At 56.6% G+C, this 15,500-nt stretch carries 16 protein-coding genes; 2 read left to right on the plus strand and 14 right to left on the minus strand.

Going from position 1 to position 15,500, the window contains the following annotated elements; genetic code table 11:
* Positions 1–432 precede the first annotated feature (432 nt).
* From glmU to mnmG, 14 genes are all read right to left on the minus strand, one after another.
* Positions 433–1,800 (minus strand): bifunctional UDP-N-acetylglucosamine diphosphorylase/glucosamine-1-phosphate N-acetyltransferase GlmU, encoded by a 1,368-nt coding sequence (gene glmU, locus BM110_RS23275; RefSeq protein WP_093514252.1) that lies wholly within the window; start codon positions 1,798–1,800, stop codon positions 433–435.
* 123 nt (positions 1,801–1,923) lie between these two features.
* Positions 1,924–2,340, minus strand: a complete 417-nt coding sequence (locus tag BM110_RS23280) for a F0F1 ATP synthase subunit epsilon (RefSeq protein WP_058424358.1) — start codon at positions 2,338–2,340, stop codon at positions 1,924–1,926.
* Positions 2,341–2,384: 44 nt separating this feature from the next.
* A complete protein-coding gene (atpD, locus tag BM110_RS23285; RefSeq protein WP_015886645.1) occupies positions 2,385–3,761 on the minus strand; it encodes a F0F1 ATP synthase subunit beta in 1,377 nt (458 codons plus the stop codon).
* Between the two features lie 27 nt (positions 3,762–3,788).
* Positions 3,789–4,649, minus strand: a complete 861-nt coding sequence (gene atpG / locus BM110_RS23290) for a F0F1 ATP synthase subunit gamma (RefSeq protein WP_003233565.1) — start codon at positions 4,647–4,649, stop codon at positions 3,789–3,791.
* A gap of 50 nt (positions 4,650–4,699) precedes the next feature.
* Positions 4,700–6,244, minus strand: coding sequence for a F0F1 ATP synthase subunit alpha (atpA, locus tag BM110_RS23295; RefSeq protein ID WP_003177064.1), 1,545 nt, complete (start codon positions 6,242–6,244; stop codon positions 4,700–4,702).
* Between the two features lie 21 nt (positions 6,245–6,265).
* Positions 6,266–6,802, minus strand: coding sequence for a F0F1 ATP synthase subunit delta (locus tag BM110_RS23300; protein ID WP_093514253.1), 537 nt, complete (start codon positions 6,800–6,802; stop codon positions 6,266–6,268).
* A 12-nt stretch (positions 6,803–6,814) separates the two neighbouring features.
* Positions 6,815–7,285, minus strand: coding sequence for a F0F1 ATP synthase subunit B (locus BM110_RS23305; protein WP_093514254.1), 471 nt, complete (start codon positions 7,283–7,285; stop codon positions 6,815–6,817).
* Between the two features lie 57 nt (positions 7,286–7,342).
* Positions 7,343–7,600: a F0F1 ATP synthase subunit C gene (gene atpE / locus BM110_RS23310; RefSeq protein WP_002555987.1), complete on the minus strand. Its 258-nt coding sequence runs from the start codon at positions 7,598–7,600 to the stop codon at positions 7,343–7,345.
* A 133-nt stretch (positions 7,601–7,733) separates the two neighbouring features.
* On the minus strand, positions 7,734–8,603 hold the full coding sequence (atpB, locus tag BM110_RS23315) for a F0F1 ATP synthase subunit A (protein WP_093514255.1): 870 nt from the start codon (positions 8,601–8,603) through the stop codon (positions 7,734–7,736).
* Between the two features lie 16 nt (positions 8,604–8,619).
* On the minus strand, positions 8,620–9,027 hold the full coding sequence (locus tag BM110_RS23320) for a F0F1 ATP synthase subunit I (protein WP_010565865.1): 408 nt from the start codon (positions 9,025–9,027) through the stop codon (positions 8,620–8,622).
* A 148-nt stretch (positions 9,028–9,175) separates the two neighbouring features.
* Positions 9,176–10,048 carry a ParB/RepB/Spo0J family partition protein gene (locus BM110_RS23325; RefSeq protein ID WP_016970690.1) on the minus strand — a complete coding sequence of 291 codons (873 nt, stop codon included), beginning with the start codon at positions 10,046–10,048 and terminating at the stop codon, positions 9,176–9,178.
* 9 nt (positions 10,049–10,057) lie between these two features.
* The gene (locus BM110_RS23330) at positions 10,058–10,855 is read right to left on the minus strand and encodes a ParA family protein (protein ID WP_010207696.1); all 798 of its coding nucleotides are present in this window, start codon (positions 10,853–10,855) and stop codon (positions 10,058–10,060) included.
* A gap of 18 nt (positions 10,856–10,873) precedes the next feature.
* Positions 10,874–11,518, minus strand: coding sequence for a 16S rRNA (guanine(527)-N(7))-methyltransferase RsmG (gene rsmG / locus BM110_RS23335; RefSeq protein WP_092241515.1), 645 nt, complete (start codon positions 11,516–11,518; stop codon positions 10,874–10,876).
* Positions 11,515–13,407 carry a tRNA uridine-5-carboxymethylaminomethyl(34) synthesis enzyme MnmG gene (gene mnmG, locus BM110_RS23340; RefSeq protein WP_025854394.1) on the minus strand — a complete coding sequence of 631 codons (1,893 nt, stop codon included), beginning with the start codon at positions 13,405–13,407 and terminating at the stop codon, positions 11,515–11,517. Before mnmG ends, rsmG begins: the two co-directional genes overlap by 4 nt.
* Positions 13,408–13,971: 564 nt before the next feature.
* On the opposite strand from mnmG, the gene BM110_RS23345 reads away from it, so the two are divergent.
* Complete coding sequence (locus BM110_RS23345) at positions 13,972–14,478, plus strand: sigma-70 family RNA polymerase sigma factor (protein WP_093514256.1); 507 nt, start codon at positions 13,972–13,974, stop codon at positions 14,476–14,478.
* Positions 14,478–15,422, plus strand: coding sequence for a FecR domain-containing protein (locus BM110_RS23350; protein ID WP_093514257.1), 945 nt, complete (start codon positions 14,478–14,480; stop codon positions 15,420–15,422). The genes BM110_RS23345 and BM110_RS23350 overlap by 1 nt, the downstream gene beginning before the upstream one ends.
* Positions 15,423–15,500 lie beyond the last annotated feature (78 nt).

A 15,500-nucleotide genomic window follows, 5' to 3' on the forward strand; every position in this document is an offset into this window, starting at 1 on the left:
AGTCGCTGGTGGCATAACTATATGTCAGCAAAATCTGAACTAGCAACTAAATATGAAAGACCGAAAAATCGAGGTAGATCACAAACCAAAATCTGTCAAAAAAATAATTATTATATTTTTTAGCCACCTTGTAACGCACGCGTTATAAGGGTCACAGCTTTTTCTGCTGCGAACGAAGCACGGCAAGAAGCGAAAATTTTGTTGCTTTGAAGGCAATCTGAAATCATTTAGAAAATAAATGTTACAAATACCAGCGCTTTTTTGACTCACAAGTCGGGCATGTGCATAAGATTGGTCTACTAGCAATATTTCTATCTTATTCAACTGACGACTGAAGCATAAGGGAACCTGGCCCCCACTTGAAGAGCAGCCGGTTCGCAGGCAAAAAAAACCTGCTGGCCAGCGCCAGCAGGTTTTTTCATTGTGGATAACTCAGGTCTTCTTGATTTTGACCGGGCGTTTCCAGCCGTCGATGTTGCGTTGGCGGGCGCGGGCTACGCCGAGCTGCAAGTTATCCACATCCTGATTGATAGTCGAACCCGCTGCGGTGGTGGCGCCATCGCCTACTTTTACTGGGGCAACCAATGAATTGTTGGAGCCGATAAACACGTCTTCGCCCAGCACAGTCTGGTGCTTGTTCGCGCCATCGTAGTTACAGGTAATAGTGCCGGCACCGATGTTGGTGCGCGCGCCAATAACTGCATCGCCCAGGTAAGTCAGGTGACCGGCTTTTGCGCCTTCACCCAAGTGGGCGTTTTTCAGTTCAACAAAGTTACCCACATGGGCCTTGGCCTCCAGCACACTACCCGGACGCAACCGCGCAAACGGCCCGGCATCGCTGCCCTCGCCCATCACGGCACCGTCGATATGGCTGTTGGCCTTGATCACCACGCCCTTGCGCAGGGTACTGTCCTTGATCACGCAGTTAGGGCCAATCACCACGTCGTCTTCGATGACCACACGGCCTTCGAGGATCACGTTGATATCGATCAGCACATCACGGCCGACGGTCACTTCCCCGCGCACATCGAAACGCGCAGGGTCGCGCAGGGTCACGCCCTGGGCCATCAGGCGGCGGCTTTCGCGCAATTGATAGTGACGCTCCAGTTCGGCCAGTTGCTTGCGGTCGTTGGCGCCCTGCACTTCCATCGGGTCGTGGGGTTGCTCGGTGGCGACCAGCAGGCCATCGCTCACAGCCATCTCGATGACGTCAGTGAGGTAGTACTCGCCCTGGGCGTTGTTGTTGGACAGACGACTCATCCAGTCGGCGAGCTTATTGGCAGGGACCGCGAGAATGCCGGTATTGCCTTCGGTAATGGCGCGCTGGGCTTCGCTGGCATCCTTGTGCTCAACGATGGCAGCGACCTTCCCGTCGGCATTGCGCACAATGCGCCCATAGCCGGTGGGGTCATCCAGCTCAACGGTCAGCAGGCCCATCTGGCCAGGCACGACGTGCTTCAGCAGGCGTTGCAGGGTTTCCACTTCGATCAGCGGCACGTCGCCATACAGGATCAGCACGGTGTTCGCCGTGATGAAGGGCACGGCCTGCGCGGTGGCGTGGCCGGTACCGAGTTGCTTGTCTTGTAGAACGAAATTCAAGTCGTCTGCGGCGAGACGCTCACGCACCACATCGGCACCGTGACCGATCACTACGTGAATGCGCTGGGGGTCCAGTTGCCGGGCGCTGTGGATAACATGGCCCAGCATGGAATTGCCGGCAACCGGGTGCAACACCTTGGGCAGGGCCGAACGCATGCGGGTGCCCTGGCCTGCGGCGAGAATAACGATTTCAAGAGACATGAGTGGCTACCAATCCTGGGCGGTCCGGCTTCAGACCAGAGAAGTGTTTTGCTGAAAAAGAAAAAGGGTAGCCGAGGCTACCCTTTTTAATCAATCGCGCATGATGTACGACGGCTAGGCCGCTTACTTCTTGCGCAACTGCTGGAGCGTGCGCAGCTGGGCTGCAGCCTCGGCCAGACGTACAGCAGCAGCGCTGTAGTCGAAGTCCGCACCCTTTTCGTTCAGGGCCTTCTCGGCAGCCTTGACGGCTTCCTGAGCGGAGGCTTCATCCAGGTCGCCAGCACGTTGCACGGTGTCGGCAAGTACCTTGACCATGTTCGGCTGAACCTCGAGGAAACCACCGGAGATGTAAAACACCTCCTTTTCCCCGCCCTGCTTGGTCAGCGTGATCGGACCTGGCTTCAAGCTGGTGATCAACGGCGCGTGCCCCATGGCAATGCCAAGGTCACCGAGTTCGCCGTGTGCAATCACCATCTCTACCAGACCGGAGAAGATTTCCCCTTCCGCGCTGACGATATCGCAATGGACTGTCATAGCCATCTGATTGCCTCAACCTGATGAGCGCCCGTTTCCGGGCGCCTGGATTACAGTTTCTTGGCTTTCTCGATCGCTTCTTCGATGCCGCCGACCATGTAGAACGCTTGTTCTGGCAGGTGGTCGTAGTCACCGTTGAGGATGCCTTTGAAGCCAGCAATGGTGTCTTTCAGGGAAACGTATTTACCCGATGCACCGGTGAAGACTTCAGCCACGAAGAACGGCTGCGACAAGAAGCGCTGGATCTTACGAGCGCGGGATACCAACTGCTTGTCGGTTTCCGACAGCTCGTCCATACCCAGGATCGCAATGATGTCCTTCAGCTCTTTGTAACGCTGCAGCACGTACTGAACGCCGCGAGCAGTGTCGTAGTGCTCCTGGCCGATCACGTTCGGGTCCAGCTGGCGCGAAGTCGAGTCGAGTGGATCGACCGCTGGGTAGATACCCAGGGAAGCGATGTCACGGGACAGTACGACGGTGGCGTCCAAGTGGGCGAAGGTGGTCGCTGGCGACGGGTCGGTCAAGTCATCCGCAGGTACGTATACCGCTTGGATCGAAGTGATCGAACCTTCCTTGGTCGAAGTGATACGTTCTTGCAGAACGCCCATCTCTTCAGCCAGGGTCGGCTGGTAACCTACTGCCGAAGGCATACGGCCCAGCAGTGCGGATACTTCAGTACCGGCCAGGGTGTAACGGTAGATGTTGTCGACGAACAGCAGAACGTCGTTACCTTCGTCACGGAACTTCTCGGCCATGGTCAGGCCAGTCAGTGCTACGCGCAGACGGTTTCCCGGCGGCTCGTTCATCTGACCGTAAACCAGTGCCACTTTGTCCAGAACGTTGGAGTCCTTCATCTCGTGGTAGAAGTCGTTACCCTCACGAGTACGCTCACCCACACCGGCGAACACGGAATAACCGCTGTGCTCGATGGCGATGTTACGGATCAGTTCCATCATGTTTACGGTCTTGCCTACACCGGCACCACCGAACAGACCCACTTTACCGCCCTTGGCGAACGGGCAAACCAGGTCGATAACCTTGATGCCGGTTTCCAGCAGGTCGTTGCCGCCAGCTTGTTCGGCGAACGAAGGTGCTGGACGGTGAATGCCCCAGCGCTCTTCGGTGTCGATAGGGCCAGCTTCGTCGATCGGGTTGCCCAGTACGTCCATGATCCGGCCCAGGGTCGCTTTACCGACCGGTACGGAGATGGCAGCGCCAGTGTCGACAACGTCCAGACCGCGCTTCAAGCCTTCGGTGGAACCCATCGCAATGGTACGAACTACGCCGTCGCCCAGCTGCTGCTGAACTTCCAGAGTAGTTTCCGCGCCTTGTACTTTCAGCGCGTTGTAGATGCTCGGTACGCTGTCGCGTGGAAATTCCACGTCGATAACGGCGCCGATGATTTGAACGATACGTCCGCTACTCATAGCTGGATCCTCTGAATATTTGAACCGTTAAACCGCGGCAGCGCCGCCGACGATTTCCGAGATCTCTTGGGTGATCGCAGCCTGACGCGCCTTGTTGTAGATCAGCTGCAAATCGCTGATCAGATCACCGGCGTTATCGGTAGCGTTTTTCATCGCGATCATCCGCGCCGCTTGTTCAGCTGCGTTGTTCTCGACCACCGCCTGGTACACCTGCGACTCCACGTAGCGCACCATCAAGCCGTCAAGCAGCTCTTTGGCGTCCGGTTCGTAGAGGTAGTCCCAGTGGTGCTTGAGTTCCTGATCCGGAGTCGCCACCAGTGGAATCAACTGCTCCACGGTTGGCTGCTGGGTCATGGTGTTGATGAACTTGTTGGATACCACGGACAGGCGGTCAATCCGGCCTTCCAGGTACGCATCCAGCATCACCTTCACACTGCCGATCAAATCATTGATCGACGGCTCTTCACCCAGGTGGCTGATAGCTGCAACGACGTTACCGCCGAAGTTGCGGAAAAAGGCCGCACCCTTGCTACCAACGACACACAGATCGATCTCGACGCCGTTTTCGCGGTTTACCGCCATGTCCTTGACCAGGGCCTTGAACAGGTTGGTATTCAGACCACCGCACAAACCACGGTCACTGCTCACAACCACATAACCCACACGCTTGACTGCGCGGTCGATCATGAACGGGTGGCGGTATTCCGGGTTGGCGTTGGCCAGATGCCCAATTACCTGGCGGATACGCTCCGCATAAGGACGGCTAGCAGCCATGCGCATTTGTGCCTTGCGCATTTTGCTGACCGCCACTTTTTCCATGGCGCTGGTAATTTTTTGCGTGCTTTTGATGCTCGCAATCTTACTGCGAATCTCTTTTGCGCCTGCCATGTAACACCTATCAGGTTAGCAAGCGGGAGCCTTGCGGCTCCCGCTGCGGCTTACCAGGTTTGGGTGGCCTTGAACTTCTCGATACCGGCTTTCATGCCAGCGTCGATATCGTCATTGAAGTCACCCTTCACGTTGATCTTCGCCATCAATTCGGCGTGATCGCGGTTGAAGTAAGCAATCAGCGCTTGTTCAAAGCTGCCGACCTTGGCGATTTCAACGTCGGTCAGGAACCCACGCTCAGCGGCATACAGCGACAACGCCATGTCAGCGATCGACATAGGGGCGTATTGCTTCTGCTTCATCAGCTCGGTAACGCGCTGACCATGCTCAAGTTGCTTACGGGTCGCTTCGTCCAGGTCAGAAGCGAACTGGGCGAATGCCGCCAGTTCACGGTACTGAGCCAGAGCGGTACGGATACCACCGGACAGCTTCTTGATGATCTTGGTCTGAGCGGCACCACCCACACGGGATACCGAAACACCGGCGTTCACTGCAGGGCGGATGCCCGAGTTGAACATGGCCGATTCCAGGAAGATCTGACCGTCGGTGATGGAAATCACGTTGGTCGGAACGAACGCGGAAACGTCGCCAGCCTGGGTTTCGATGATCGGCAGTGCGGTCAGGGAACCGGTTTTGCCGGTCACTGCGCCGTTGGTGAACTTCTCTACGTACTCTTCCGAAACGCGGGATGCGCGCTCCAGCAGACGGGAGTGGAGATAGAACACGTCGCCTGGGTAGGCTTCACGGCCTGGTGGACGGCGCAGCAGCAGGGAAATCTGGCGGTAAGCCACTGCTTGCTTGGACAGATCGTCATAAACGATCAGCGCGTCTTCACCGCGGTCGCGGAAGAATTCACCCATGGTGCAACCGGAGTACGGTGCCAGGAATTGCAGCGCAGGAGATTCCGAAGCACTGGCAGCCACGATGATCGTGTTGGCCAGGGCGCCGTTTTCTTCCAGCTTGCGAACCACGTTGGCAATGGTCGATTGTTTCTGACCGATAGCTACGTAGACGCAGAAAATGCCGCTGTTCTTCTGGTTGATGATCGCGTCGATCGCCAGAGCGGTCTTACCGATCTGACGGTCACCGATGATCAGCTCACGCTGGCCACGGCCGACTGGGATCATGGCATCGACAGCCTTGTAGCCAGTCTGTACAGGCTGGTCTACCGACTTACGCCAGATCACGCCTGGAGCAACTTTCTCGACCGCGTCGGTCTCGGTGTTGCCCAGTGGACCTTTACCGTCAACAGGGTTACCCAGTGCGTCGACTACGCGACCCAGCAGTTCCTTACCAACCGGAACTTCCAGGATGCGGCCTGTGCACTTGGCGCTCATGCCTTCAGCCAGACTGGTGTAAGCGCCCAATACAACGGCACCTACGGAGTCTTGCTCCAGGTTGAGGGCCATACCGTAGACGCCGCCCGGAAACTCGATCATCTCGCCGTACATGACGTCGGCCAGACCGTGAATCCGCACGATGCCGTCAGATACGCTGACGACAGTGCCTTCGTTACGGGCTTGGGAGGTCACATCGAGCTTGTCGATGCGGCCCTTGATAATTTCACTTATTTCGGAAGGATTGAGTTGCTGCATTGCTCTGCTGCCCCTTCAAACTCAAGATTTCAATGCTTCGGCAAGTTTCGCGAGTTTGCCGCGAATCGAGCCATCGATAACCAGGTCGCCGGCGCGAATGACAACACCCCCAATGAGGGATGGGTCTTCCGCAACTTGCAGGCGCACTTCCCGGTCGAGTCGTGCACTGAGAACCTTGGCGAGTTTGTCTTGCTGTTCTTGGTTCAATGCAAAAGCACTGGTCACTTCAACGTCTACCGACTTCTCTTGCTCGGCCTTGTACAGGTCGAAAAGAGCGACAATCTCCGGCAACAGCGGGAGACGGTCGTTTTCGGCAACGACGTGGATGAAGTTCTGCACTTTCACATCAAACTTGTCGCCGCACACGTCAATAAACGTGGCGGCCTTGTCTGCGCTCGTCAGTCGCGGGGCCTTGAGCACGCGCTGCATGGTGTCGTCTTGCGACACTGCTGCAGCCAGGCCGAGCATGGCTGACCAAGAGGCCAGCTGCTGGTGGGCCTGGGCGTGCTCGAAGGCTGCCTTAGCGTAAGGTCGGGCCAACGTGGTCAATTCTGCCATGATCGCCCTCGCTTAAATTTCAGCAGCCAGTTTGTTTACCAGCTCCGCGTGCGCGTTTTGATCGATTGTGGTACCCAGGATCTTCTCAGCACCGCCGACGGCCAGAGCACCCAGTTGGGCACGCAGCGCATCTTTGACACCGTTCAGTTCCTGCTCGATCTCGGCCTGAGCCTGAACCTTCACACGGTCAGCGTCGATACGGGCTTTTTCAACAGCCTCTTCAACAATCTGATTACCGCGTTTCTTGGCTTGCTCAATGATTTCAGCTGCCTGTGCCTTAGCATCGCGCAGTTGATGGCCCGCTTTCTCTTGGGCCAACTCCAGGTCGCGAGCTGCACGGGTGGCAGCGTCCAAACCATCCGCGATCTTCTTCTGACGTTCTTGCAAAGCCGCGATGACCGGAGGCCACACGTACTTCATGCAAAACCATACAAAAATGAAGAACGCAACGGACTGGCCAATCAGGGTTGCATTAATGTTCACGCCAACACCTCGCTCGTTCGTTGTCCATCACACCAATCAACTCGAAAATTCGAGTGATCAGCCAGCGAGTTGACCAACGAAGGGGTTCGCGAAGGTGAAGAACAGAGCGATACCAACGCCGATCATGGTTACGGCGTCGAGCAGACCGGCAACGATGAACATTTTAACTTGCAGCATTGGAACCATTTCTGGCTGACGCGCTGCGCCTTCCAGGAATTTGCCGCCCAGCAGGCCGAAACCAATGGCAGTACCCAGTGCGCCCAGGCCGATCAACAGTGCAACAGCGATAGCGGTTAGACCAACTACAGTTTCCATCTTTCCTCCCGACTTTTACGTCGTATGGTTTAGGTTTTTTAGATTTTAAAGCGGTAAAACAAATCGTTTCATAGCCCTTGTGGGCCACCTTCCCGTTTGACCGGAAAGGACATCAGACTAGTCAAGACTGGCCTTAATGGTTCTCTTCGTGCGCCATCGACAGGTAGACGATGGTCAGCATCATGAAGATGAATGCCTGCAGGGTAATGATGAAGATGTGAATCAGGGCCCATGCCACTTGCAATACGGCGCCGATACCACTCAACCACAACAGACCACTGCCAAACATTACGGCGATCAAGATAAACACCAGCTCACCGGCATACATGTTGCCGAATAGACGCAGCGCGAGCGAAAAGGGTTTAGCGATCAAAGTGACGAATTCAAGCAGGAAGTTGACCGGAATCAGCAGTGCCTGAAGGAAAATATTGCTGCTGGAGAACGGGTGTAGCGTCAGCTCTCCAATAAAACCACCCAATCCCTTGATCTTGATGCTGTAGAAAATGATCAAGCCGAACACGGAAAGGGACATGGCCATTGTCGCGTTCGGGTCAGTAGTCGGTACGGCCCGGAAGAACAGATGATCATTGCCCGCGATTTTGGCAGCGGCAAACGGCAGCCAGTCGACGGGAACCAGGTCGATGGAGTTCATCAGGAACACCCAAACGAAAATGGTCAGCGCCAGCGGTGCAATCAGCGCATTACGGCCGTGAAAGGTGTCTCTGACGCTGCTGTCGACGAACTCGATCAGCACTTCGACGAAGTTCTGCAAGCCGCCAGGCTGCCCTGAGGTCACCTTGCTGGCCGCCATACGGAACAGTACGACGAAGATCAGCCCCATCAGAACCGACCAGCCGAGCGTATCGACGTGGAAAGCCCAGAAGCCCATTTCTTTGGCCTCTGCTGCGGAGTGGGCAAAGCCCCAGCCGCCATTAGGAAGCTGACCGAAGGTCAGGTTCTGCAAGTGGTGCTGGATATAGCCCGAAGCGGTTGTTTCTGCCATGGTTGCCTCAAACGCCCTAAGGTTTCGAAAGTCTTGTTTTCATTAGCAGGGGAGCGAACCAGCTGACCAGTTGGGTCAACACGAAGACGCCGAATACAGCCAGCGGCGCCAATGGCTTCACACCTGCAAAGGTCAGTGCAAACAGCACTGCCGTCAAAATCAGTTTCCCTGCCTCGCCGGCATAAAATGACCGGACGATAGCCTGGGCTGCTCGGGCGCCGGAAAACCGAAAGGCCCTGTGAGCGAAATACATATTGGGCAGCAAGGCTATCAGGCCTCCGCAGAGTCCTGAATATCCGGCTACGACTCCATGCCAGTACCAAAGCGCCAATGCGGCGATCAGCAAGATGACAAATTGAGCCAATAAAACCGGAAAAACGGCCAAGCGATGGAACGGCAACGTGTTTGGCGTGCGGGTTTCCATCACTCTTGCTCCTCAATGGTCGGCTGCCGGAAATCAATAACTTGGCATAATTTGTGCCGACAAAATGCGCGCAGAGTATAGGGGCGGTTCTGCCCCTATTCAACTGCCGGGTAGTGATTTCCGATCACTCGCTACATAAGCAAATGTTTCAGCGGATGTGGGCAAGGACGCCCTGAAGCTCATCGAGGGAGTTATATCCGATAACCAATTGGCCTTTGCCTTTTTTCCCGTGGCGAATTTGCACCGCAGAGCCCAGGCGCTCGGCCAGGCGCTGCTCGAGGCGGGCGATATCCGGATCAGGTTTGGCCGTTTCGACCGGTGCAGGTTTGCCGCTGAGCCATTGGCGAACCAGGGCCTCGGTCTGACGAACGGTGAGCCCCCGTGCGACAACGTGTCGCGCCCCTTCAACCTGTTGATTTTCCGGCAAACCGAGCAATGCACGGGCGTGACCCATTTCCAGGTCGCCGTGGGACAACATGGTCTTGATGACTTCCGGCAACGCGATCAGACGCAGCAAGTTGGACACGGTCACACGGGATTTACCCACCGCCTCGGCCACTTGTTGCTGGGTCAGCTGGAATTCCTGCTGCAAGCGCTGCAGGGCAATGGCTTCTTCGATCGGGTTGAGGTCTTCGCGCTGGATATTCTCGATCAACGCCATGGCGATGGCGGTTTCATCCGGCACATCGCGCACCATCGCCGGGATGGTTTCCTTGCCGGCCTGCTGGCTCGCGCGCCAGCGGCGTTCACCGGCGATGATTTCAAAACGGCCGCCGCCAATCGGACGCACCACGATCGGTTGCATCACACCCTGGGCCTTGATCGAATTGGCCAGTTCTTCCAGCGCCTGGGGGTCCATGTCCCGGCGTGGCTGGTATTTGCCGCGCTGGATCAGGTCCAGCGGCAGGTGTTGCAGCTCGCGCTCGTCGGCCTGCACCGCCTGTTCTTCAAGCGATGTGACGGTCGGACCACTCAACAGTGCATCCAGTCCACGTCCGAGACCTCGTTTCTTGACGGCCATGGGGATTCCTTAAGTTGGCTGGGCTGCAGCGGTGCGTGAATTGCGGCGCTGACGGCGAACCATCTCGCCGGCCAGCGCCAGGTAGGCAATGGCACCACGGGATTGTTTGTCATAGGCCAAAGCCGGCATGCCGTAGCTCGGGGCTTCGGCCAAACGGATGTTGCGCGGGATCACCGTGTCGTACAGCTGGTCACCGAAGTGTTCCTTGAGCTGCGCCGATACATCGTTCATCAGGCTCAGGCGCGGATCGAACATGGTCCGCAGCAAGCCTTCGATCTGCAGGTTCGGGTTGAGCAATTCGGCAATGCGCTTGATGTTATCCACAAGGTCGCTCAACCCTTCCAACGCGTAGTACTCGCACTGCATGGGGATAATCACCCCATCGGCGGCCACCAGCGCGTTCAGTGTCAGCATCGACAGCGACGGTGGGCAGTCGATCAGGATGTAGTCGTAATTCTCGCGGATTGGCGCCAGGGCGCTGCGCAGACGGCTTTCTTTCATCTGCATTTCCAGCAGCACCACTTCCGCCGCAGTCAAATCGCGGTTGGCCGGCAGCAGTTGATAACCACCATGTTCGGAGTAGTGCATGGCCTGGGCCAGGTCGCACTCGCCAATCAGCAAGTCGTAGACCGAGTTTTCCAGGCCGTGTTTATCCACACCGCTCCCCATGGTGGCGTTGCCCTGTGGATCGAGATCGATCAACAGCACCCGGCGCTTGGTTGCGACCAGGGATGCTGCGAGGTTGATGCAGGTGGTGGTTTTGCCCACGCCACCTTTCTGGTTCGCTATCGCGAATACCTTAGCCATTCTTGCTTGTGTTCCCAATCATGCCGTGCGGCGCAGTATCAGCAGATGGCGTTGGCCTTGGCAACCGGGTACGGCCAAGGCGTGTTCGCTATCGAGGTGGAAGTCTGCCGGCAATGCTAACAGCTCATCGCTTGGATGGACGCCCTTCATTGCCAGCCAGCGGGTGTCGCGGTCGCCCAGATGGCGGGTCCAGTTGCTGAAGTTCTCCATGCTGCTGAACGCCCGGGAAACGATTCCGTTGAATGGCTGTTCAGGCGTGAAGGCTTCGACGCGACTGTGGATAACTTGCAGGTTATCCAGCTTGAGTTCGAGTTTGACCTGGGTCAGGAAGCGGGTCTTCTTGCCGTTGCTGTCCAGGCAGGTCACTTGCGACCCGGGAAACAGAATGGCCAGTGGGATGCCTGGCATGCCGCCCCCACTGCCGACGTCGAGCCAGCGACCGTTTTCGATGAATGGCATCACGCTCAAGCTGTCGAGCAAGTGACGGGACACCATTTCGTCGGGATCACGCACCGCGGTCAGGTTGTAAGCCTTGTTCCATTTGATCAACAGGGCCAGGTAGCCCAACAGCAATTCGTGCTGGGCCGGGGTCAGGTCGACGCCCAACTGGCGCGCACCTGTGGATAACTCTTCGGCGTGTTGCGAGGTGACCAACGAACTCAAGCGCTTTGCTCCAACTGACGGCCCGCGCCGCGTTTTTTCAAATGAATCATCAACAGCGAAATGGCTGCCGGGGTGACGCCGGGGATACGTGAAGCCTGGCCCAGGGTCTCTGGCCGAGTTATCCCCAGCTTGCTTTGGATTTCTTTCGACAGCCCGGAAATCCCGGTGTAGTCGATATCCACAGGCAGCTTGGTGTCTTCACTGGCGCGCAGGCGGGCGATTTCATCCTGCTGGCGGTCAATGTAACCGGCGTATTTGGTCTTGATTTCGACCTGCTCGGCGACCTGTGGGTCTTCTGCACCCTGCCCGGTCACTTCGACCAGACCAGCGTAGTCGATTTCCGGACGCGACAGCAGGTTGAGCAAGTTGTATTCGTGGGTCAACGGCGTGCCGAATTTTTCGGCAATCGCATCGCCCTGTTCGGTGCCCGGGCGGACCCAAGTGCTTTTCAGCCGCTGTTCTTCCAACGCGATGCTTTCGCGTTTTTTGCAGAAGGCAGCCCACCGTGCGTCGTCGACCAGGCCCAGTTCGCGACCTTTCTCGGTCAGACGCAGATCGGCGTTGTCTTCGCGCAGGATCAAGCGGTATTCCGCCCGGGATGTGAACATCCGGTACGGTTCCTGGGTACCCAGGGTAATCAGGTCGTCGACCAACACACCGATGTACGCCTCATCGCGACGCGGGCACCAGCTGTCTTTGCCCTGCGCGCGCAGTGCAGCATTGGTTCCGGCCAGCAAACCTTGGGCACCTGCTTCTTCGTAACCGGTGGTGCCGTTGATTTGCCCGGCAAAGAACAAACCGCCGATCACTTTGGTTTCCAGGCTGTACTTGAGGTCACGCGGGTCGAAGTAGTCGTACTCGATGGCGTAGCCCGGACGCACGATGTGCGCGTTTTCCATGCCGCGAATTGATTGCACGATCTGAATTTGCACGTCAAACGGCAGGGAAGTGGAGATACCGTTCGGGTACAGCTCATGAGTGGTCAAGCCTTCGGGCTCGATAAAAACCTGGTGGCTTTCCTTGTCGGCAAAGCGGTGGATCTTGTCTTCGATCGACGGGCAATAGCGCGGGCCGATGCCTTCGATCACCCCGGAGTACATCGGCGAACGGTCGAGGTTCGCGGCAATGATTTCGTGGGTGCGCGCATTGGTGTGGGTGATCCAGCAGCTCACCTGTTTCGGATGCTGTTCCTTGGAGCCCATGAACGACATGACCGGGATCGGTGTATCGCCTGCTTGCTCGGTCATCACCGAGAAATCTACGGAGCGCCCGTCAATACGCGGCGGGGTCCCGGTTTTCAGCCGACCGACACGCAGCGGCAGTTCGCGCAGACGCTTTGCCAGGGCAATCGACGGCGGATCACCGGCACGGCCACCGGAATAGTTCTGCATGCCAATGTGGATAAGTCCGCCGAGGAATGTACCGGTGGTCAACACCACGGATTCTGCGAAGAAACGCAGACCCATTTGGGTGACAACTCCGCGCACCTGGTCCTGTTCGACGATCAGGTCATCTGCTGCTTGTTGAAATATCCACAGGTTCGGCTGGTTTTCCAGGGTTTCGCGGACTGCAGCCTTGTACAGGATGCGGTCGGCCTGAGCCCGGGTAGCCCTTACGGCCGGGCCTTTGCGGCTGTTGAGCACGCGAAATTGGATGCCACCTTTATCGGTAGCCATGGCCATCACGCCGCCAAGGGCGTCGATTTCCTTGACCAGATGGCTTTTACCGATCCCACCGATGGCGGGGTTGCAACTCATGGCGCCGAGAGTTTCCACGTTATGCGTCAACAACAGGGTTTTTACGCCCATTCGTGCTGACGCCAGTGCTGCCTCGGTACCGGCATGACCGCCGCCGATGACGATCACTTCAAAACGGGAAGGGAAATCCACCACGCACCTCGTGCCTGCTTATGTAGGTAATCAGGAATTGATTGTTGAAAGAGTTTTAGAGCTTTGGCGGCAAGTATAGGGACTTAGCCCTTCCTAAAGAACCCTTTGCACAAAATTTAACCAGCTGTGGATGAATCACAGACAATAGAAATTAAAAGAGAGAAATTTATTAAATCTTTGTTTTTATGTTTATTTCTACTGAGCATACTTTCTGTGGATAGATCTACACAGGCCTTTATTTACGGCGTGTACAGAGATTCAAAAGTCTGTGGTCATGTGCCAATGAGGCCCTTGGATAAGTCCTTTAAGCCTGTGGATTAAACAGACGGTTATCCACAGAGGCCTTTTTACTCAGGTTTCAGGGCCTGTTATCAACTGGGCACAGGGGCGGTTATTCACAGAGCTTAATCCACAGAAATCGGCAAATCTGTCTGTATTCAGTCCGCCACAACGCCAACCGAAACCTTTCACTCGGTGGTGAGCACAGCAAAAAGAGATCTGTTGTGAGAAAACGGCGGGGCAGTTAATAATAGCGATTATCATTAACCTACCTTGTCATGCCCTATGTCCTCTTCTTCACACACGGCTGCGGTCCAGCACATTTATGAGCAGCACCACTCCTGGCTGCGCGGGTGGCTCAAAGGGAAGCTACATAACGCCTGTGATGCGGCCGATGTGGCGCACGATACGTTCGTGCGCATTCTGGGCGGGCGGCATGCGGCACAGATCGTTGAACCACGTGACTACCTGGCGACCATCGCCAGAGGCCTGGTGATTGATCGTTACCGTCGAAACGCCATCGAACAGGCCTACAAACAGACCCTGGCCGAACGGCCTGAAGCCATAACCATCAGTGAAGAAGACAAAGCCATCATCATCGAGACGTTGGTGGCTGTGGATAAAGCCTTGTCTGCACTCGGCGAGCGAGCACGGCGGATATTCATGCTGTCCCAGGTCGAGGGGCTGACTTATCAACAGATTGCCGATCAGCTTCAGGTTTCACTGACCACGGTGAAGAAGCACATGATCCGTGTATTGACTGAATGCTCACTGATCATGGCCAGCCTGTAATGGCGGCGCCCGATCGCAAAACCTTTGAGGCTGCTGCCAGTTGGTACGTACAGTTTCAATCCCAGACGCCTACCGCCGACGAGCGCCAAGCCTGGCAACAATGGCTCAACGGCGATCCCTCCCATCAGGCCGCATGGAATCAGATGGAACAGTTGCAGCGCAGTCTCGGCGCCCTGCCTCCGGATTTCACCCGCCGCGCATTGTCGGCCACACAGCAACGTCGCCAGGTACTCAAGTGGATGTTGGTGCTGGGCGGCACCGGGTACCTGGGGTGGAATGTTCAGCAACACACGCCCCTGGGTAATCTGTGGGCCGATTACCGCACGGTCGTAGGTGAACGCCGGCGTATTGAATTGGCCGACGGCACGCGGATTGACCTGAATACCGGCACGGCGATTGATGTGCTATTTGATGAGCGCCAGCGTTTGATCCGCTTGCGCGAAGGTGAAGTACTTATTCACACCGGCAAGCTGGGTGTGCAGACGCCCTTTTATGTCGAAACCCGCCAAGGCCGCGTCCAGGCATTGGGTACTCGGTTTACCGTACGCCAGTTGCAGGACTCAACCCGCGTTGGCGTTCTGGAGGATCGGGTGAATGTGTCGCCTGGTGACCAGCCCCTCCAGGCCCGGCTGCTCAATGCTGGCGAAAGCGCAGACTTCGATCGCCAAAAAGTGCAGCCAAACACCGTTTACCGCAAATCCCAGGCCGCCTGGGTCGATGGCCAACTGATCGTATTGGATGCACGCCTCGGTGATGTTATCGAAGAGCTCGCCCGCTATCGCCCAGGTGCCCTGCAATGCGACCTGGCCTCGGCACATCTGCGTGTTTCCGGGACCTTTCGCCTGGATTCCACCGACGCAGTGCTGGCCAATCTGCAGGCCACCCTGCCGATTCAGGTGAAATACTTCACTCGCTATTGGGTTTCGGTGAAGCGAATCGGTTGATCGAAAAAATATCTGCACGCGGGGTTATCTTTTTTTTACCTGACACGGCCCTACAGGTAATCACGATGCCACCTTCAG

Origin of the sequence: Pseudomonas sp. NFPP28, from assembly GCF_900115535.1 — a bacterium.
Lineage (GTDB): Bacteria > Pseudomonadota > Gammaproteobacteria > Pseudomonadales > Pseudomonadaceae > Aquipseudomonas > Aquipseudomonas extremorientalis.

Bases quoted from the DNA above. Each gene is read 5' to 3' on its own strand.
- atpD (WP_015886645.1), bottom strand. From the start codon at position 3,761: ATGAGTAGCGGACGTATCGTTCAAATCATCGGCGCCGTTATCGACGTG.
- atpB (WP_093514255.1), bottom strand. From the start codon at position 8,603: ATGGCAGAAACAACCGCTTCGGGCTATATCCAGCACCACTTGCAGAAC.
- BM110_RS23300 (WP_093514253.1), bottom strand. From the start codon at position 6,802: ATGGCAGAATTGACCACGTTGGCCCGACCTTACGCTAAGGCAGCCTTC.
- BM110_RS23350 (WP_093514257.1), top strand. From the start codon at position 14,478: ATGGCGGCGCCCGATCGCAAAACCTTTGAGGCTGCTGCCAGTTGGTAC.
- BM110_RS23325 (WP_016970690.1), bottom strand. From the start codon at position 10,048: ATGGCCGTCAAGAAACGAGGTCTCGGACGTGGACTGGATGCACTGTTG.
- BM110_RS23320 (WP_010565865.1), bottom strand. From the start codon at position 9,027: ATGGAAACCCGCACGCCAAACACGTTGCCGTTCCATCGCTTGGCCGTT.
- BM110_RS23345 (WP_093514256.1), top strand. From the start codon at position 13,972: ATGTCCTCTTCTTCACACACGGCTGCGGTCCAGCACATTTATGAGCAG.
- BM110_RS23280 (WP_058424358.1), bottom strand. From the start codon at position 2,340: ATGGCTATGACAGTCCATTGCGATATCGTCAGCGCGGAAGGGGAAATC.
- atpA (WP_003177064.1), bottom strand. From the start codon at position 6,244: ATGCAGCAACTCAATCCTTCCGAAATAAGTGAAATTATCAAGGGCCGC.
- atpE (WP_002555987.1), bottom strand. From the start codon at position 7,600: ATGGAAACTGTAGTTGGTCTAACCGCTATCGCTGTTGCACTGTTGATC.
- glmU (WP_093514252.1), bottom strand. From the start codon at position 1,800: ATGTCTCTTGAAATCGTTATTCTCGCCGCAGGCCAGGGCACCCGCATG.
- atpG (WP_003233565.1), bottom strand. From the start codon at position 4,649: ATGGCAGGCGCAAAAGAGATTCGCAGTAAGATTGCGAGCATCAAAAGC.
- BM110_RS23330 (WP_010207696.1), bottom strand. From the start codon at position 10,855: ATGGCTAAGGTATTCGCGATAGCGAACCAGAAAGGTGGCGTGGGCAAA.